Below are 18757 nucleotides of genomic sequence, written 5' to 3'. Positions count from 1 at the left end.
TAAGACAGGCCAACCGTTTATATATGCGGTTGGTCTTTTTGTATTCCTGCGATATGGGTCTGATGTAATAATATGTATTAAATTACAATAAATTTGAAATGATTGCTGCTACCAAACATGTTACAATTCTGTAAGAAATTCAAAAACAAAGCCGAAGCTCATAAGAGCGCGGGGGAACCACATATGGGGGTGAAATCGTGTATGCGATCGAGGAGACTCTTTCACTCGAACCCGACAGCTAACCTCGTAGGCTACAAAGGGAGAGAATTGATGATGAAGAAACACATGTTCACATTGGCAGTAGCAGGCGTACTAGCTTGCAGCCCATTTTTGGCTGCAGGATCCGCTGCAGCAGCGCCAGCACAAGCAACAAACTGTGATGCAGTTAAGGTTCAATATAGCTTTAACTCGTCCAATTGGAATGCGGCATTGCAACAATGGTTAGCAACATGGAAACCAATCATTCATACACCAGGACAAGGTCATAACCCGATTTTTGATCAAGGTCAGATTCAAGACCCGAACTGTGATCAAGGTCAGAACCAAGATCAGAACCAAGGTCAGATCCAGGATCCGAATAATGGTCAAGATCAGAACCAAGGTCAGATCCAAGATCCGAATAATGGTCAAGGTCAGAACCAAGATCAGAACCAAGGTCAGGACGAGAACTCACAGGCTAACGACGATCAGAACCAAGCTAATCTCTCAGAGTATGCCGCACAAGTTGCAGAGCTTGTTAACCAAGAGCGTGCAGCGGCAGGCTTGTCTCCTTTGACAGTCGATAGCAAGCTGTCTGATGTAGCGATGCTTAAAGCCAAAGACATGTATGACAATAACTACTTTGATCATCAATCGCCTACGTATGGTTCTCCATTTGATATGATGCAAGCAAATGGAATTACGTACAGAACAGCAGGTGAGAACATTGCTAAGGGTCAGCGTTCACCGCAGGAAGTAATGGACGCATGGATGAATAGCGCAGGTCATCGTCAAAATATTTTGAATAGCAGCTACACGAAGATTGGCGTAGCTTACTACAACGGCGAATGGGTTCAAGAATTCATAGGCTAAATTAATTATCAGGTTGTCTCAACATTCCTTCCAGTGAAGGTTGAGACAACCTTTTTTTGTTGCCTAATAAACAGACAAAAGGCTATCCCTACGGTGGAAAACAATAGAGGGATAGCCTGCTACAAGTATTTAACGAGAGTCGTCTTGGCCGATAAAGGCTTCTCGGACGCGATTCCAGAATGGATATGGACGATAACGGACAAAAGTCACCTTCTGATCTGCGACTCGACAGCGAACGGAGCTTAGGTTGTCCAGCGGTACGTTCACATGATCGATCGTTAATAACAGACGCTGACGCTTGCGTGAATAAATATCGATATGATGATGCTTCGGCAGAACAATAGAAGATCCAAGCGTACGGAATACCCGATTGTTGATCGATGCGATCTCTGCCATCTGTATAGACTCAATGGAAGGATGCACCATGGCTCCGCCTAAGCTCTTGTTATAAGCTGTACTTCCCGACGGGGTGGAGATACAGATGCCATCTCCTCTAAACATCTCAAACCGTTGATTGTTAATGTCAATCTGAGCGACTACGGTGCCGTCGACACTTTTGAGCGTGAATTCATTAAGTGCAATATATTGCTGAACTCCACCGTCTTCACGCTTGATCGTCAGCTCGATCAATGGGTATTTAACCTTGCGAGGTGAGATAGCTTCCAGTGAAGCCTGATCGGCCATAAGCTCGACGAGTGTCTGGATCTCATCAGCTTGCCAATCGGCATAGAAACCTAAATGTCCTGTGTGTATACCTACAAATGCAAGGGAATCGAGTTGGTTGATATAACGATGAAAGGCCTGCAGCATCGTCCCATCGCCACCGATGGAAACGACAATCTCAGGGTAAATGGAATCATGCGTTAGTTGATGGTCGGATGCGAGCTGATGAAATCGATCGGCTAACCGATTCGACAGTTCATCACCGCGCGACAATAAGGCGTATTTCAAGATAGCGGCTCCTTTATTGGCAAGTCGTGACATATTCATATTAATCGTTCCGCTACTGGAAAACAATCGTTATCTCCTATCGATTTGAGCGCAAAAGGTGAATGAATACCCCTAATACCACCATTATCGACGTTATGCCAATGAATACCGCCATTCCCCATGAAATTACAGGAATCGTGTCCGACCAACCATTCCATTCCTGCATTAGTGTTGCTGGTGTCCATGTCGGGCTATTGGCCGTATCTGATTTCAACCAAGGGTACAGCCAATAAGCTGCGATTGCAGCTAGAAAACTGTGAATCAAGCGCGAAATGACAAACGGTGTATAGCGCAAGTCCGTTTGGTTCAGAATACTGGCAATCTGAGCGTGAACCGATAGACCAGCCCAAGAGAGCACCCATGCTGCTGCGACGAGCTGCAGGTGGGTGCCGGCTTGGGTTGCCGCACCTGCGCTCTTCGCACCGAGCGTAACCTCGAATAAGCCGCTGGAGAAGGCTTGAGCGAGTGTATTCGGAAGGCCGATCATACTGAGTGCCGCACTGAGGAAGGAATCCCATATAAGCATAACGGAAGAGGCGGTGAGCAGCTCCATCACGACAGAGAAGAATACGACAAGACCGCCAACGACAATCATCAGCTTCAAGGATGATTCTACTGCCTGGCGAAGCATGGTGCCAATCGAGCGGCCATCGTTGATTCTCGCGTGGTGCATAGCGCTGAACGCATGCATGAATATGTGCCTCATGGCAGCTCGTTTCGGTTGTGTATGTTCTTTCTGCAATGGAGTGGGCGCAGCATGCGGCGCGTAGAAGCGCATGAGTATACCTAGGAGCAGACCAGCTCCATAGTGCGCGGCAATCAGAGTCAGCGCAAGGCTGGCATGGCCGAAGAAACCGACAGATACCGCGCCGATTAGAAATATGGGATCGGACGTCGTCGTAAAGGCAACGAGGCGTTCCCCTTCTTCACGCGTTATTAAGCCCTGAGACCGCAGGCGCGTCGTAAGCTTTGCGCCGACTGGATAGCCGGATGCATACCCCATCGCCATGACGAAGCCTCCCACACCGGGAACGCGAAACAGTGGGCGCATAATAGGATCAAGCAGTGTTCCTATAAAATGAACAATACCAAAACCGAGCAGCATTTCAGAAATGATGAAGAATGGCAGAAGGGATGGAAATAGCACGTCCCACCATATAGATAATCCTCTTTCAGCCGCTGTTAGCAGTGACTGCGGATAGATGAGCATTAGGAGCAGGCTGATAGTGAAAATGGATGCAAGCAATATGAGATTAAGCCGTTGCCACCAGTTCATAGTAATCTCCCTCCTTGATTGTTCGCCCAGCCTACTGGGAGACAACTGCAAAGCGTTGGACAAGGGGTCCAACACCATCATATGAGCGGGAGATGTGGAACATTCTCACTATGAGAGACGAGCGGGGAGATCCCTATCACAACTCATTCTCAACTGTAATCAAAATGTAAAGAAACCGTTTGCATGTTTTCGTGTCACAGCGTGAATCCTTATGATATGATAGTTACAGAGAAAGAGGAACGGATATCCGATAATTAGGGGTGATTCGGATGAGCATAATAGCAGGTCTCTTAGTTTGCGCTTTCGTTTACGTTATTCGAGAGTCATTAATGGGTCCACCAGAGGATTGGGAAACATAATATTCCAAGTTCGGCGCTGAACAGAGTTTAGCGCCTTTTTTGTGTGCTATAATGTCCATGTGTAATATTACCGATAGATAGGAGAGCGTTATGAATAAGTATAACGAAACCTTATATGACATGATTGGCGGGGAGCAAACCGTTCGACGCATGGTAGAGGCATTCTATCCTAGAGTCCAGCAAGAACCGCTGTTGGCCCCGTTATTTCCTGAAGATATAACGCCTGTTTTGGAGAAGCAGTTTTTATTTTTAACGCAATTCTTCGGGGGACCGATGCTGTACACAGAGCAGAACGGACATCCGATGATGAGAGCGCGCCATCTGCCGTTTCCGATCACAATTGAACGCGCACGCGCTTGGTTAAGCTGCATGGAAGCTGCGCTTGTCGACATTGATATGCCGCCCGAGCTGCGTGAAATAGTTATGAACCGCTTGTCAGGACCGGCACATCACTTTGTCAATCAATCTTAAACTACTGAATTGGTAAGCATACTCCATTACACAATTGAACTTGTACTTAATATGAGGAGGTCGGCATATGCAAACTAATAATAGTCAAGTAGAACCATTATACGATCTTACAGCTACCTGTCCTGCCTGTGAACGGGAATTTCAGACTTCGCGTATTCGTCCGCGTTTTAAGAAAATAATCAGGAATGATTCTGACTTCTGTCCGCACTATGCAGACCCTAGCCTGAATCCAGATTTCTATGTCGTTCAAGTATGCGAGCATTGCGGCTGCGGAACAACGGAACATGCACTTAAGCAATGGAGCGAATTGCAGCACGAAGAATTTAAAAAGCGTGTGTCTTCGCAATGGCAGCCTCGTTCCTATGCCGGGGAACGAAGCTGGAAGGTTGCATTGGAGACGTATCAGCTGGCCCTGGTTACTGCGCAGACGATTAAAGAAAGCGATCGCGTGATTGCCGGACTGCTGCATCATATCGCTTGGCTGTACCGTTATCAAGGGGAGGAAGCTCAAGAGCAGAAATACTTGCGCTTCGCGCTGAACGCCTATTTATCCGTATATGAACGGGAGTCTCAAGATCTTAACGACGCGCGGCTCATCTTCATCATAGGAGACCTGCATCGCCGCTTAGGTGAGTTCTCGGAAGCGGCTAAGAACTTCGCGCACATCATCCATGATCATCGGATTATGGATGCAGCGATAATACGCGCCGCTCGTGAACAATGGATGATCATGCGTGAAGAGATGAAGGCTCAACAGCTCGAAGTTCCAGATCAGTTGTTTAACGAGAATAAGGTAAAGCTTACTTTATCTGATTCCTAGCTCACGCATGTTGCGATCTGCAAGCAGATAGTCTTGATCGGCATTAATAATCGTAACTCTATGATGGCAGCATGGAAATACGAGCAACCGTTTCTTTCCATCACGTATTAGCGGCAGCTCCGCCGGCTTAATCGGCAGCAGAACATGTTTCTTCGAGCAGAAGGGACAGGCTTCAACAAATAAGTCCCCCATCATTTCGTCATAAGGTATCGTATTTTCAAACGGAATCATTGCTTTGCCTCCGAATCGCCTGACCCCTCCAATTGGGGTTTATCTTGTTCAGCTAATTCAGCTAATTTTTTAAGTAAGATATGCTGCGGCATATGCATTAAATGTTCGACCGGGACACCCAGCGCTTTGGAAAGTTTAACTGCTGTGTCCGCGGATATTGGTAGTGGTTTCATGATTGAACCTCCTGCGTAGCCAGTGTATGATGAGATATAGTTTAGTTATAGTTATACACGGTCAGAACGGAAATGACAAATCACGTTCGACCCAATTAAGCTCGATCAGATGAGAGTAATGACAATCAAATCAAGATGTGAGAGGTGTGTTACAAATGAAGCAACCCCTGCAATTAACTTGGGATTTAGATGTCATCTTTCCAGGCGGTTCGGAATCCGAAGCGCTGCAAACTTACTTACATACTCTGCAGAATGATCTACAGCGATTGAATACAGAGTTGAAGTCACTGCCTGTACCTGCTGATGAAGCTGGGATTGGCCAGCTTGTTGTGATGACGAAGGAGCTTGAGGACGTTACTATGCGCCTTCGCCAAGCATTCGCATATACGAGCTGTTTGACTGCTCAGAACGTTAATGACAAGAAAGCAGTGCAGCTGACTGGTCGAATGACAGCGCTGCGTGCGCAATATGAAACGATCAATACGTTATTCAATGAAAAATTAAGCGCTATGACAGATGATCTGTGGGAGCAGTATACAGCTCAATCCGATATGGCTGCTATTGCATTCGGATTGAATGAACGTCGCCAATGGGCGCGTGAGAAGCTGCCTCCTGAGCAGGAAGCGCTGATCGGGGATCTATCTTCAGACGGCTACCACGGTTGGGCAGAGCATTACAATACGATCGTTAAGCATATCCGTATCGATACAGAAGATAACGGAAAGGCGCTGCAATTGTCCGCAGGTCAAGCCCATAACAGACTGTCTCATCCCGACCGAAGCGTTCGTGAGCACATGTTCCAATTATGGGAGAACGCTTGGGCAGAAAAGGCGGATTTCTGCGCGGATACACTGAATCATATTGCAGGCTTCCGCTTGAAATTGTATGAGCATCGCGGCTGGGATCATGTGCTGAAGGAACCGTTACAGATCAATCGCATGTCTCAAGCCACACTTGATGCGATGTGGAATACGATCGTGCAGAATAAGCCTGCATTTGTCGCTTATTTTGAACGCAAGGCGAAGCTGCTCGGTGTCGACAAGCTTACTTGGTGTGACGTGGAAGCGCCTCTATCGAGTAAGGAATCCGTTATGTCGTATGATGAAGGTGCAGCAACCATAGTGGAGCAGTTCGGCAAGTTCAGTCAGAGGATGTCCGACTTTGCAGTTCATGCTTTCGAGAACAACTGGATCGAAGCGGAAGACCGCGCAGGCAAACGTCCCGGAGGCTTCTGTACCTCGCTTCCAGTGAGCCATCAGACTCGGATCTTTATGACCTATGCAGGAACACCATCGAATGTATCCACACTCGCCCATGAGCTGGGTCACGGCTATCATCAGCATGTGATGGATGGGTTGCCAGGAATGGCCCAACAGTATGCGATGAACGTTGCTGAAACCGCCTCAACCTTTGCAGAGATGATCTTAGCAGATTCTGCGGTGAAGCAAGCGCAGGATGAACAGGAGAAGCTTACGCTGCTGGAGGAGAAGATCAAGCGGTCGGTTACGTTCTACATGAACATCCATGCGCGTTTCTTATTTGAGACTCGTTTCTACGAGAAGCGCAAGCAGGGTCTATTATCGGCAGATGAGATATGCACGCTTATGGTGGAAGCTCAGAAGGAAGCATTTAACGACTCATTAGCTTCCTATCATCCGCACTTCTGGGCGTCGAAGCTGCACTTCTATCTGACAGGCGTACCATTCTATAACTACCCGTACACGTTCGGTTACCTGTTCAGTACGGGACTGTACGCTCGTGCGCTTCAAGAAGGCGAGGCCTTTGCTGAGAAGTACGACGCGCTGCTGCGCGACACAGGCAGCATGACGGTAGAGGATTTGGCGCAGAAGCACTTAGGAGTTGACTTGACGAAGCCAGACTTCTGGCAGAGCGCTATCGATGTTACTCTGCAGGACGTTCAGCAGTTTTTAGAAATGACAAAATAATAGTAGGCATTATGGTGCATTTAGAAAGGTGAGTACCTAGTTTGAAATTGCTGTTAAGATCTGTGCAGATGATGTTTTATGCAACAAATGCGATATTGATTCCATATCTATCCCTGTATTTACAAAAACGCGGCTTTAGCCCGGCAGAGACGGGAACTTTGATTATGCTGGGACCCTTTCTGGCCATGTTCTTACAGCCGCTAGTCGGCGTCATCAGCGATAAATTAAAAGCTACCAAACCGCTGCTGCTTGTGCTTTGGATAGGGGTAGGACTTAGTTCCGTGTTTTTATTTATGACCGATCAGCGCGCTGTAATTGCTGTTAGTTTGTTGGCATTCTATATTTTTATGCAGCCTGCCGTTTCCTTGTTGGATACGTTATTGATAAAGGGCGCGAGATCATTAAATGTATCGTATAGTTCTTTACGTGTATTTGGCTCGATCGGGTTTATGGTGGCGCTCCTGATTATAGGACAGCGTTTTGAAGCATGGGGCGGATTGGATTCATTGCTCATTATGTTTGCACCGATCTGGATTGGCGTGTTTATTATCTTTGTTCTGCTGCGAGAACCGGCTGTGGAAGAACCACAGGCAAAAGCCGGATCCAAGATGGATATGGCCATGATGCGCAAGACATTGGCAAGCCCGGCGCTGCTATTTTTCTTCGGACTTATATTGCTGCTTGGCATTCCTCATCGGATGAATGACGGCATGTTGTCGCTCCATCTGCAGGACCTGAACGCATCAGCAGCACAAATATCATACGCGTGGGCAGCAGCCGGAGCAGGCGAGGTTATAGGCTTCATCTTGATCGCCAGATTTGTTCAGCAGAAGAAGCTGCTGTCGTTATTAGCGACGGCATCGCTGTTGTATGCTATCCGCTGGCTGCTGTATGCATATGTGACTGTTCCGAGTGTTATTGTTGTACTACAAGCATCTCATGCCTTTACGTTCGCGGCAGTATGGATCTTATCCATTGATTATGTTACGCGTGCACTGCCTAAGCAGATGTTGGCTACCGGCCAAGCGCTGCTTAACATGATCTTTATCGGTCTAGGCGGACTAATTGGAGGTTCGTTAGGCGGGCTGCTTCAAGAAAATTATGGTGACAAGACTATGTATTTGTTTGGTGCAGTCTGTTCCTTAATAGCGGCAGTCGGATTCTTTATATGGAATAGACGCGCAAGAAGTGTGGCTGTTATGCAGGAGTGCAGCAAAGCCAACTAATCGAATTGTGAAGCGGAAGGGGCTTTCCCATAAGTACATGGGAAAGCCCTTTGTTTTTATTGCACAAAAAAGGGTTGTCCCAAAAGTCATAAGGAAAATGACTTTTAGGGCAACCTCTTGTAATGCTTTCAACGGCACTGCGCTATACTTTTACTTGCTACATTTTAAATACATGGATAGTTCGCTGCAATTGACTTACTTTCTGCTGCATCTGGGCAGTAGAATCGGCCATAGCTTGAACTGAGTGGATCTGCTCATTCATAGATGCGGATACCTGCTCCGTACCTGCAGCGGACTCCTGAGTGATGGCAGAAATACTTTCAATAGCAGTGGAAATGGTCTGCGCTCCCTCAAGCATGAAATCACTCTCACGAGCAAATGCAGAGATTGCCTCTGCTATGTATTGGGTACTCGATACAATATCTTGAAAAACGGTCTGTGTTTCTTTAATCATCTCGGTCTGCATGTGAACGATTTCTTCGTTCGCTTTCATATTCACAGCAGCTTCCTTGATGCCTTGCTCGATGCCTTTAACGAGGGCAAATACCTCTTTCGTAGAAGCAGAGGATTCTTCAGCAAGCTTGCGAACTTCTTGAGCGACGACGGCAAAGCCGAGTCCATGTTCACCTGCACGTGCTGCTTCTATGGAGGCGTTAAGTGACAACAGATTCGTCTGCTCCGCGATCTCAGAGATCGTGCGTGTCATCTTGGAGATGCCTTCAGTTTGACGTGCTAATTGATCAATTGTCTTGGCTAATTGTTCTGTTGCTTCGATATTGCGTTGCATGCCTACTGTTTGAGTGTCGACGGCACTGCGGCCTTTATCGATCAGTTCAATGGTCGTCGTGGAGTGTGTATTCATCTCCTTGGTGGATTGGGCATATGCTACGATCTTCTGCTCAATCTGACGAACAGAATCCGACATCTCGCCGACATCTTCGGAGATCTCGGATGCGCCAATCGCCAGCTCATTGGATGAAGCGGCAACCTGTTCCATAACCAGCTTCATATCCTGGCTCTTCAGCTGCATCTCACGTCCGGCTTCTGATACATGACTGGAAAGCTCAGAGGTCTGTTTCAGGATATCGCGAAGCGTCTCCAGCATACGGTTGAACGACTCGGCAAGATCACCCAACGCGTCGTTGGTTTGGACTGGCACTTTAGCAGAGAAATCACCTTTGGCTACCTTGATTGCAGCGTAGGATATTTCTTTTATAGGGTCACTTAATGATCGTTCTAAAAATTTAATAACAGGATAGCTGATGCCGATCAGTACCAATAAGGTGATGACACCAAACAGTAAATTGGCGCCTGTAATAAGAAGAACAATAGTGGAGAGTGTAAACACTCCTACAATGCCATAAAACCCGATCAATAACTTCTGTCTGAAATTCAGCGAATTAAACCAAGTCATTACCTCGCCCCTTTGATCATCGTCAGTAAAATTTTTCACAATATTGATATATTATAGCATTGGGCCACATAGTGGTCTATGCAAATATATACAAAAAGGTGATAAGTACGATAATTGTTATTTATCATTATTATCGGTTGATCAGGCACGATATGTTAGATTTGAAACGCAATTAAGGCTTCCAACTTTGCAGCTGAAAGCCTTCTCACCGTTATTTCAGTAAGTATGAATAGACTAATCTTCAATAACCTAGCGAGTGGAACGGCCTGCCAATTGCTGCTCAGCCATCTGAACAAGACGCTTCGTGATGTATCCACCGATGGAACCCATATCACGGGATGTATAGTTACCGTAGTAACCGTCTTGGGAAAGCGGGATACCAAGCTCACTAGCGATTTCGACTTTCATTTGAGTCAAAGCTGCTGTAGCTTGTGGTACTACTAGATTGTTGGAGCGGCTTCCTTGTTGCGCCATGCTGATCACCTCCTTGTGGAATTAGTATGGGACGAATAGATAGAATTATGCGAGGAAGATAAAAAGGCTTTCATGTAAATAATGCCAGGCGCATGAACGCCTGGCATCTGATTATGAGTTATGAAGTTGTAGGACTCTAGGCACGAGTAATATCCAGATCGAGCACAAGCTCAACTGGCGTCTGCGGCTGCAGGTCAATCAATCCCGTCGTTTCCTGATCAAAAGGGAGATTAGGCGCGTCTGGAAGCCAAGTATAAGGCTCGATGCACACAATCTCATCGGCTTCGCCGCGTGTGTACAGCACCCAATGCTTGAAGTAAGGCTCGTTGCAGGAATAGCGAATTCCATATCCGTCATCGCGAGTCAGCCAAGCTTCAGGACGATGCTCGCCGATGCTGAATACGGTATCGAAATTCGTTCCCATAACGTTCAATCCGTCGTTTAGCGCTGCAAAATCGCCGAGAGGCAGTGTGCGTCCTGTCATGATAAGCTCTGAATCCAGCTCATATACGCCGCTGACAGGCACTTTAAGCGTCCAGCGCTCTGGCTCCTGGTCAATAAGGAACCAAGTATGCGTCCCGAATCCGAATGGCGCAGCCTGTTCGCCGACATTCGTGATCGACAGCTTCTGCGTCAGCTTGCCGCCGACCAATATGAGCTTCATGCTGAATTCAAGCGGGGTCGGATATTGACGAATCCAATTTGGGTCGTCCACGGAACGGAATACAGCAGTTACGGAGCAGTTGTCTTCGCTGCTGCTCTGTTCCGTAACGGTCCAAGCTTGCGTGCGGTGAAGACCGTGAATGTGGTTGTCGTTAGCTGTGTTCTGATCGAATTGGTAGTCGACACCAGCGTAGGAGAAGCGTCCGCGGCGAATGCGGCCTGGAGGCATAAGCATAGGTGCACCGAAATGGTACGGCTTCGTCATATAGTAGTCGAGTTCGCTCTCCTGTGGGGTACGAAGTACATCTCTAGCTGCGACCTTATCCCATAAGCGGATGACGTTAGCGCCTAGACCGGGTAGAAATGTTGCTTCCAGCTCATCACTATGTAGAATGAGTGTTTCATATCCGTTCCATTGCCCTATCGTAATGTGATGCATCAGTAATCTCTCCTTTATCCTGTAGTCCGCAGCATGTGCGAAGTACCTGTCTGAGAATCATCATAACAAATCACTCTATAAAGTCATACCCTGCTTACTACTGGAATGCTCATTGACAAACAGGTTTAGATTGATTATTCTAGTGGATAATATATGGTAAGAACACGATGACGAGGACAAGTAAGTTTACGCGCGCGTCAACAGAGAGCCGGTGGATGGTGTGAACCGGTGCCGCGGCATAAGCCGAATGGACCTTAGAGTGCTTGGAGCAACCGATCGTTTACCGCGGAAAGGATCGTATTATGCTAAGCCGCAGCTCAGCGTTATGGAGTAGAGGTTCGGATGGCCTGCAGGCATATTCGAATGAATTAGGGTGGTACCACGGTCTTTCGTCCCTTACGGGGAGATGAAAGGCCTTTTTTGTTGTTTATTTTACATGAAAATGAAACGTCAATTCAGATATAAGGAGATCGATACTATGAAACGCGTATTATCAGGAATTCAGCCAAGTGGTCAGCTGACTATCGGAAACTACATTGGGGCGATGCAAAATTTCGTCAAGCTGCAGCATGAACATGAATGCTTCTTCATGGTTGTGGATCTGCATGCGATCACGGCACCGCAAGAGCCTGCAGCGCTGCATGAGCAATCAGAAATGGTAGCTGCGCTGTACTTGGCTGCAGGAATTGATCCGAATAAAGCAAACATTTTCATGCAATCCCATGTGCCGCAGCATGCCGAGCTGGGATGGTTGTTAACGACGATCAGCTATATGGGTGAGCTGGAGCGTATGACACAGTTCAAGGACAAATCGGAAGGCAAAGAATCAATTGGTACGGGATTGTTCGTCTACCCTACGCTGATGGCGGCGGATATTCTGCTGTACCAATCGGATCTCGTGCCGGTGGGCGACGACCAGAAGCAGCATCTGGAGCTTACGCGCGATCTGGCGAATCGCTTCAACTCTCGTTTCGGCGATACGTTTCGAATTCCGGAACCGTATTTTCCTAAGGTTGGCGCGCGAATCATGTCCCTTGACGATGCGTCGAAGAAGATGAGCAAGTCCAGTCCGAATCCAGGCAGCTTTATCGCGCTGCTTGACGATCCGGCTGTCATTCGCAAGAAGATCAGCCGCGCGAAGACGGATTCAGAAGCGATTGTGAAATACGATCCGGTGAACAAGCCGGAGATCAGCAACTTGATGAGCATCTACTCCCATACTGCAGGGCTTAGCATTGCTGAGATTGAAGCGAAGTATGAGGGCCTAATGTATGGTCCGTTCAAGAAGGACTTGGCTGAACAGGTAGCAACGTTCATCGAGCCGCTGCAGCAGCGCTACCGTGAAGTTCGCCAATCCGGCGAGCTTCATGATGTGCTGAAGCAAGGTGCTGAACGCGCGCGTGAAGCGGCGGAGAAGACGCTGGATGAGGTTAAGCGTCGCATGGGCTATGTAATGCCGAGATAATAAGCTAAGCTGTAAGTGAGAATAAAGGGGTTGTCTCAAAAGTCATTTTTTTCATGACTTATGAGGCAACCCCTTCTTTGCGTCTCAGCTTTCCTACTGGCCTTGGCGAGCCGAAAATATGGCTGAGACGTCGAAAAAGTGCATCTCAGCACCAAAATATGCTTCCGCGAGAGCTGAGATGCAGAAAACCGACGTCTTAGCCGTCCCACCGGCCTCGGCAAGCCGAAAATATGGCTGAGACGTCGAAAAAATGCATCTCAGCTCCAAAATAAGCTTCCGCGAGGGCTGAGATGCAGAAAACCGACGTCTTAGCCGTCCCACCGGCCTCGGCAAGCCGAAAATATGGCTGAGACGTCGAAAAAATGCATCTCAGCTCCAAAATAAGCACTCGCGAGAGCTGAGATGCAGAAAACCGACGTCTTAGCCGCCCCCGCGGCCTCGACACGCCGAAAATATGGCTGAGACGTCGAAAAAGTGCATCTCAGCTCCAAAATGAGCTTCCGTGAGGGCTGAGATGCAGAAAACCGACGTCTCAGCCGTCCACGCGGCCTCGGCGGCCGAAAAATATGGCTGAGACGTCGAAAAAATGCATCTCAGCTCCAAAATAAGCACTCGCGAGAGCTGAGATGCAGAAAACCGACGTCTTAGCCGCCCCCGCGGCCTTGGCAGCCGAAAAATATGGCTGAGGCGTCGAAATAATGCATCTCAGCTCCAAAATAAGCACTCGCGAGGGCTGAGACGTCGAAAAAAAGCATCTCAGCTCCAAAATAAGCTTCCGCGATGGCTGAGATGCAGAAAACCGACGTCTCAGCCATCCCCGCGGCCACGGCGCGCAAAAAAGAGGCTTGTCCTCATAAATGAGGGACAGCCCCGCTTGCATCTAAGAGGAAGGCGTTGATCCCTCACGCCGCCGCAATCTAGCCTTCACGACAAATCCAAGTCCCATATTGAGAATAGATAACACTCCGAACAGGATTGCGAGCCATGCGCTGCTAGTGATGGCTATTGCTGTAGCCATCAGGAGGGCAATGGATGAGCATGCAAACCAGAGAGCGAGACCTTTATTCATAGCTGTCACTCCTATTCAACATTTTGAACGACATCAGACATCATTTGAAAGAACTCATTTACGCTGCTGAACGCGGCACCATTTTCGAAATATTGATGCTGTCCAGAATAACATTTGCTCTAGCGGTTACAATAAGCTTGCAAGCTTGCATCATAAGAACATGCCATTGTGAAAGGAGATTTTTATTATGTCGAATCAATCTCGAACAAACAACTTGGTCGTTCCTCAGGCAACTGCTGCATTGCAACAAATGAAGTATGAAATTGCGAGTGAATTGGGTATCCCAATCCCGCAAGATGGTTACTACGGCAACTACACTTCCCGCGATACTGGCTCCATCGGTGGATATATGACGAAGCGTCTGGTCCAGATGGCTGAACAATCGTTGGGCGGAAGAAGCCAATAACCAATCAACATCATTGACTTGGCATTACATGCTTATTCCGTAACATGATAAGCTGCCCTGCGCGCGGGGCGGCTTATTTCTTATATGCTCAATGTATCATAATTGTCTGAGCTTCGGAAAGACATGATTCTATAAGTTACTAATTCGGTTAATAAACGGTATTGTATTGTGTTGCATGTTGTTGCACAATAGAATTTATGGGAAAAGGAGGATATAAGTGGAACGTATTATATTTGTAGAATATCGAATCAACCCGGATAAGCGGGAACAATATATGCAATTAATGGATCAATTATTAAAGAATCAACGAGACTGCATCCTCTATGAAGGCTCAGACCAACCGAACGTATTTGTTGAACAGTACTATCATACGACGCCAGAGCAGTACGCTCAGATGAAGCAATTGCGGCTTGAGGGACAGAGTGAATGGGATGAGGTCACAGATTGTATTATTGGCGGACGCGACAAGCTTCATATATGGGAGTTTATACAAAAGAATCGGGGCTTGTAAAAAATACCGATCAATCTGTTGTCAAATTGATGAACGATTTGTTGATACATTGTCTGGTATGGGCATTTTTGCTATGATAAAAATTACAGCATGATATATTAATATCTGCTTGGTTGGAATCAACAAGGAGGATCGCGCGTGGAAAAAATAATGACTTATAACGCTTCTTCCGAACCAGTCGTGCTCTCGCCTGAGCCGATGCGAGCTGGTATATGGAAAGAGTTATATCTATTAATTAAACCGGGGATAATCCGTTCTAATTTAATGGCGGCACTTGCTGGCTTCTGGGTAGCGGCGAAGTGGGATATCCCTTGGCTTACGCTCATGTGGACACTCTTGGGCACTGCGCTTGTCATGGCATCTTCCTGCGTATTCAATAATTACTTTGATCGTGACTTCGATATGAAGATGGAGCGTACCCGCAATCGCGCGCTGCCGACAGGCAGGCTGAAGCCAAACTTCGTTTTGTGGTATGCCATCGTACTCGGAGTTGCAGGATTGGCAACGTTATTTTTATTCGTAAATAAGCTGGCCATGTTATTCGGAATCATTGGTATGTTCATTTATGCGGTAATTTATACGTTATGGTTAAAGCGTACTTCGACCTGGAGCACTTCGGTTGGAGCGATATCTGGCGCAATGCCGCCTGTAATTGGCTACGTCGCGGTTACGAATACGTTTGACATAGGAGCAATCCTCATGTTTGCGCTTCTGTTCCTGTGGCAGCCGCCTCATTTCTGGGCGCTCGGCATTCGCCGTGTAGAGGAATATCGAGCTGCGGGTTATCCGCTTCTTCCAGTAGTGAAAGGTATTGAACGTACCAAGTGGCAGATGATCCCTTACGTGCTGCTGATGTTGCCATTGCCTTGGCTATTCTACCATTTTGGTTACACGGGAATCATTTATGTAGTATTAGGTACGCTTATAAATGCGGTATGGCTCTATGTCAATCTAACTGGCTTTAAGGCCAAGGATGACGAAAAGTGGGCGAAGAAAAGCTTTGTTCTATCGGTTAACGCCCTTATGCTGCATATGATTATGTTGATCGTGGACACGGTTGGAAGTATCTAATTGCGACTAACGGAACTGGGGGAGCTTGGCGATGGCTCAAACGATGAAGCGTTATTCACTTCAAATCTTCTTATTTGCACTCGTACTTATATTTGCTATTGCGGCAGCCTGGTTATACTGGCCTAAGGGTGAACAGCTGCCGATTGAAGGTCAAGCTCCAGACTTTACACTTGAAAATGTAGACGGGAAAACGGTCAGCATGTCCGGTACGAATGGAAAGGTTAGACTTGTATATTTCTTCTTCGCAAGCTGTCCGGATGTATGTCCGCCGACGACTTATATGCTGAACGAAGTGCAGGATCTGTTGAAGGACAAGGGAGTATTCGGGACCGATGCTAACCTGATGTCCATCACCTTCGATCCAGAGCGGGATTCGCGTGAGGTACTGATGGATTGGGCAACGAATAAGAACAAGGCGGACTTGAGCGGCTGGTACTTCCTTCGCGGTGATGAAGCGGGTACTGCAGAGCTGATGAAGCAGTTTCAATCCATCGTTATTAAGGATAAGGACGGCAATTTCTCACACTCGAATCTGGTTATCCTGGTTGACCAAGAAGGCAAGATACGGAAGTTCTACAATGCGAATGATCTAGACATCACTGCAGAAATTATCGCCAAGGACGTCATGTCGCTAGTAAAATAACTACCCCATAAACGGGGCTGGATCCGGGTACAGAATGTACTCCTCCAGCCCCGCTTTTTCCATCTGCTGGATGAGATATTCTTCTGGAGTTCCTTCAACACCGGCATATCCGCGCCTCGTATATATATGCTCCGCATCTGGAAACACTTCGCGCAGCACACCGCGAATTTTCTTGCCAGAAGCATCATTATCCATAAATAAATAAACTGGCCGATCACCGGCTTGCTTGCGCAAAGCTTCCATTCGATTCGTATTCAAGGTGCCATATGTGCATAACAGCATGACATCATCTGTGAGTAGGCGGCGTAAGCGGCTTTTGTCATTTTTACCTTCAACAATAATTGCGAGTTCCATGTGGCATCCTCCTCTTATGCGGTCATTTGTATAGACATATCGTTCATTTAGTGTACCACAATCGGGAGGAATATTATGTTCTCGTTCAACAACTACAGCAGCGAAGGGTTGTCCATCGGTGGTTAGAAACGAACGGCTTGCTGCCGAAGCAAGCCGCATGAGGAGAGAGCGAGACACAGTACTAGAAAATACATACACGCAGGATAATAACCAATAGAATAAATAGTACGAGAACTACTCCAAGGCAATTCCCGGACCCAAAAGGGCCGCATCCAGCGCCAAAGGCAGGACTAACTAGACCGCCACAAGGTTCTACGCAATGTGACATTCGATTCACCCCTCTTTCTGATGTCAAGTCAGAAGCCACAATGTATACTATGTCTTTAGGGTGATCGTGCACTGTGCGAACACCCAGTGCGTCTAAAATATAGGCATATGCCGTTTGGAGTTACCCTGTAGTTCTATGGAACGTTTGTTTCTTGGGTGGAGCCGTAATGAGCGGTTTGTTCATCGGTACTAGCATAACCGCACCCATAAGCACAATGAACGCGATAAAGAACGGCGATATGATACCGCGCAGTTGACCCGCAATCAATGGTCCCAAAAAGGAACCAATCGAGGATGCGATCGATAGATAAGAGAAAATGCGTCCAAATCTTACACCGCCGCTAAGCTGCAGCAGGTAGGCGGACATAGCGGGAAGCACGATTCCTTTCGTCATGCCGATGCCAAAGAGAATGACGAGCATCGGAATCGGCCATTTGACCGATAGAATGAAGAACAGCAGAGCTAGCGCTATTGAGCCTGACCAAGTGCGGGTCTTAGCAGGATAATAATTAAGGAACAGCATGCTCAATGTGCATAAGGCGCCTAAGCTGACGGCGGTGAACAGGATGCCGGAATGCATGATTGATTGCAGGGCATTGCCTACGAACGGCAGCTCGAAGAATAGGATACCTTGCGAACAAGAGATAGCAAGCGGTAGAATATAGAACGTCCAAGGCACTCGTTGCGGCTTATCTGCTTGTACATCCGCAGATATAGAATTCTGCTGCTCGCTTTCCAGCAGCTGTACGGTATGTTGGGGAGAACGTATGAAGAATGTAGACAGAATGCCGGTTGCAATGAGCCCGATCCCGAGTGCCTGAAAGGAAGCTGCGAACCCCAGCTTGGCGACAAGAAATGCACCTGCTGCCGGTGAGACGACGGATGCGAGCGTATGGACAAGTCCATTGCCTGCCATCAGCTTGCTTTGCTGTACTTGATTTTGCGCGAAGCGGGCAAGCAGCGCTAGACAGGCTGGGGATAGGAATGCCAGCACGAAGCCGCTGATGGAACGGACGATTAACAGCTCCCACGGATCGGATACATGGGCCTGCAGAACGAGTAGAATACCAGCTCCGATCAAGCTGAAGACGATGAAGATGCGGCTGCCGAAGCGATCCACGCCATAGCCGGCCAACAAATTTCCAGGCAGATGAGTGAAGGAGTACATGCCCATCATCAGTCCAATAAATGAAGGAGCAGCGCCCAATGAGACTGCATATGGGGTCAGGATAGGATATTGGGCATGCAAATCGAAAAATGCGACAAACAAAAATAAATACAGCCACACGACCGAACGCAAATGACTCCACCTCCGCTAGTTGCTATGTTATTACTTGTACGTCATAACGGACAAACTT

Annotated in this window: 21 protein-coding genes, 1 riboswitch and 1 other annotated feature; of the genes, 10 read left to right on the top strand and 11 right to left on the bottom strand. The window is 47.5% G+C overall.

The window, feature by feature from the left end:
* The first annotated feature begins 139 nt into the window (after positions 1-139).
* Positions 140-268: riboswitch (cyclic di-AMP (ydaO/yuaA leader) on the top strand.
* A gap of 5 nt (positions 269-273) precedes the next feature.
* Complete coding sequence (locus ACXX53_RS12725; RefSeq protein ID WP_458569019.1) at positions 274-1071, top strand: CAP domain-containing protein; 798 nt, start codon at positions 274-276, stop codon at positions 1069-1071.
* Positions 1072-1200: 129 nt separating this feature from the next.
* Here the strand turns inward: ACXX53_RS12725 and ACXX53_RS12720 are convergent, their stop codons facing one another.
* Together ACXX53_RS12720 and ylbJ are read right to left on the bottom strand one after the other, a co-directional pair.
* Complete coding sequence (locus ACXX53_RS12720; RefSeq protein WP_458569068.1) at positions 1201-2022, bottom strand: NAD kinase; 822 nt, start codon at positions 2020-2022, stop codon at positions 1201-1203.
* A gap of 76 nt (positions 2023-2098) precedes the next feature.
* Positions 2099-3337: a sporulation integral membrane protein YlbJ gene (gene ylbJ / locus ACXX53_RS12715; RefSeq protein ID WP_458569018.1), complete on the bottom strand. Its 1239-nt coding sequence runs from the start codon at positions 3335-3337 to the stop codon at positions 2099-2101.
* A 449-nt stretch (positions 3338-3786) separates the two neighbouring features.
* Here ylbJ and ACXX53_RS12710 point away from each other — a divergent pair, with 449 nt between their 5' ends.
* Both ACXX53_RS12710 and ACXX53_RS12705 read left to right on the top strand, forming a co-directional pair.
* Positions 3787-4167: a globin domain-containing protein gene (locus ACXX53_RS12710; RefSeq protein ID WP_458569017.1), complete on the top strand. Its 381-nt coding sequence runs from the start codon at positions 3787-3789 to the stop codon at positions 4165-4167.
* A 67-nt stretch (positions 4168-4234) separates the two neighbouring features.
* On the top strand, positions 4235-4987 hold the full coding sequence (locus ACXX53_RS12705) for a DUF2225 domain-containing protein (RefSeq protein ID WP_458569016.1): 753 nt from the start codon (positions 4235-4237) through the stop codon (positions 4985-4987).
* Here ACXX53_RS12705 and ACXX53_RS12700 read toward each other — a convergent pair.
* Both ACXX53_RS12700 and ACXX53_RS12695 read right to left on the bottom strand, forming a co-directional pair.
* Complete coding sequence (locus ACXX53_RS12700) at positions 4973-5218, bottom strand: hypothetical protein (protein WP_458569015.1); 246 nt, start codon at positions 5216-5218, stop codon at positions 4973-4975. The two genes, ACXX53_RS12705 and ACXX53_RS12700, sit on opposite strands and share 15 nt — an antisense overlap.
* Positions 5215-5391, bottom strand: a complete 177-nt coding sequence (locus tag ACXX53_RS12695; protein WP_458569014.1) for a YycC family protein — start codon at positions 5389-5391, stop codon at positions 5215-5217. The genes ACXX53_RS12700 and ACXX53_RS12695 overlap by 4 nt, the downstream gene beginning before the upstream one ends.
* A gap of 155 nt (positions 5392-5546) precedes the next feature.
* Here ACXX53_RS12695 and ACXX53_RS12690 point away from each other — a divergent pair, with 155 nt between their 5' ends.
* Positions 5547-7337: a M3 family oligoendopeptidase gene (locus ACXX53_RS12690; RefSeq protein WP_458569013.1), complete on the top strand. Its 1791-nt coding sequence runs from the start codon at positions 5547-5549 to the stop codon at positions 7335-7337.
* A 68-nt stretch (positions 7338-7405) separates the two neighbouring features.
* Positions 7406-8563: an MFS transporter gene (locus tag ACXX53_RS12685; protein ID WP_458569067.1), complete on the top strand. Its 1158-nt coding sequence runs from the start codon at positions 7406-7408 to the stop codon at positions 8561-8563.
* Positions 8564-8720: 157 nt separating this feature from the next.
* On the opposite strand, the gene ACXX53_RS12680 is transcribed toward ACXX53_RS12685, so the two are convergent.
* From ACXX53_RS12680 to ACXX53_RS12670, 3 genes are all read right to left on the bottom strand, one after another.
* Positions 8721-9977: a methyl-accepting chemotaxis protein gene (locus ACXX53_RS12680; RefSeq protein ID WP_458569012.1), complete on the bottom strand. Its 1257-nt coding sequence runs from the start codon at positions 9975-9977 to the stop codon at positions 8721-8723.
* A gap of 249 nt (positions 9978-10226) precedes the next feature.
* On the bottom strand, positions 10227-10451 hold the full coding sequence (locus ACXX53_RS12675; RefSeq protein ID WP_458569011.1) for a small, acid-soluble spore protein, alpha/beta type: 225 nt from the start codon (positions 10449-10451) through the stop codon (positions 10227-10229).
* 136 nt (positions 10452-10587) lie between these two features.
* Entirely contained in the window at positions 10588-11553 is a 966-nt protein-coding gene (locus ACXX53_RS12670; RefSeq protein WP_458569010.1) for an aldose epimerase family protein, read from the bottom strand.
* 158 nt (positions 11554-11711) lie between these two features.
* Positions 11712-11953: a binding site (T-box leader), on the top strand.
* A 78-nt stretch (positions 11954-12031) separates the two neighbouring features.
* Here ACXX53_RS12670 and trpS point away from each other — a divergent pair.
* The gene (gene trpS / locus ACXX53_RS12665; protein ID WP_458569009.1) at positions 12032-13018 is read left to right on the top strand and encodes a tryptophan--tRNA ligase; all 987 of its coding nucleotides are present in this window, start codon (positions 12032-12034) and stop codon (positions 13016-13018) included.
* A 644-nt stretch (positions 13019-13662) separates the two neighbouring features.
* Here the strand turns inward: trpS and ACXX53_RS12660 are convergent.
* Complete coding sequence (locus ACXX53_RS12660) at positions 13663-13833, bottom strand: hypothetical protein (RefSeq protein WP_458569008.1); 171 nt, start codon at positions 13831-13833, stop codon at positions 13663-13665.
* Between the two features lie 65 nt (positions 13834-13898).
* Entirely contained in the window at positions 13899-14087 is a 189-nt protein-coding gene (locus ACXX53_RS12655; RefSeq protein WP_458569007.1) for a hypothetical protein, read from the bottom strand.
* A gap of 187 nt (positions 14088-14274) precedes the next feature.
* Here ACXX53_RS12655 and ACXX53_RS12650 point away from each other — a divergent pair, with 187 nt between their 5' ends.
* From ACXX53_RS12650 to ACXX53_RS12635, 4 genes are all read left to right on the top strand, one after another.
* The gene (locus ACXX53_RS12650; RefSeq protein ID WP_458569006.1) at positions 14275-14493 is read left to right on the top strand and encodes a small, acid-soluble spore protein, alpha/beta type; all 219 of its coding nucleotides are present in this window, start codon (positions 14275-14277) and stop codon (positions 14491-14493) included.
* A gap of 217 nt (positions 14494-14710) precedes the next feature.
* Positions 14711-15004, top strand: coding sequence for a hypothetical protein (locus ACXX53_RS12645; protein ID WP_458569005.1), 294 nt, complete (start codon positions 14711-14713; stop codon positions 15002-15004).
* 138 nt (positions 15005-15142) lie between these two features.
* The gene (gene cyoE, locus ACXX53_RS12640) at positions 15143-16075 is read left to right on the top strand and encodes a heme o synthase (RefSeq protein ID WP_458569004.1); all 933 of its coding nucleotides are present in this window, start codon (positions 15143-15145) and stop codon (positions 16073-16075) included.
* 31 nt (positions 16076-16106) lie between these two features.
* Complete coding sequence (locus tag ACXX53_RS12635; RefSeq protein ID WP_458569003.1) at positions 16107-16718, top strand: SCO family protein; 612 nt, start codon at positions 16107-16109, stop codon at positions 16716-16718.
* Here ACXX53_RS12635 and ACXX53_RS12630 read toward each other — a convergent pair whose 3' ends face one another.
* Positions 16719-17072 carry a toprim domain-containing protein gene (locus ACXX53_RS12630; protein ID WP_458569002.1) on the bottom strand — a complete coding sequence of 118 codons (354 nt, stop codon included), beginning with the start codon at positions 17070-17072 and terminating at the stop codon, positions 16719-16721. It lies immediately after the preceding gene.
* A gap of 448 nt (positions 17073-17520) precedes the next feature.
* The gene (locus ACXX53_RS12625; RefSeq protein ID WP_458569001.1) at positions 17521-18699 is read right to left on the bottom strand and encodes an MFS transporter; all 1179 of its coding nucleotides are present in this window, start codon (positions 18697-18699) and stop codon (positions 17521-17523) included.
* Positions 18700-18757: the final 58 nt, after the last annotated feature.

The sequence above is a fragment of the Paenibacillus marinisediminis genome (genome assembly GCF_054343325.1).
The sequence above is the reverse complement of the archived record's forward strand: the minus strand, read 5'-3'. Positions and strand labels throughout refer to the sequence as shown.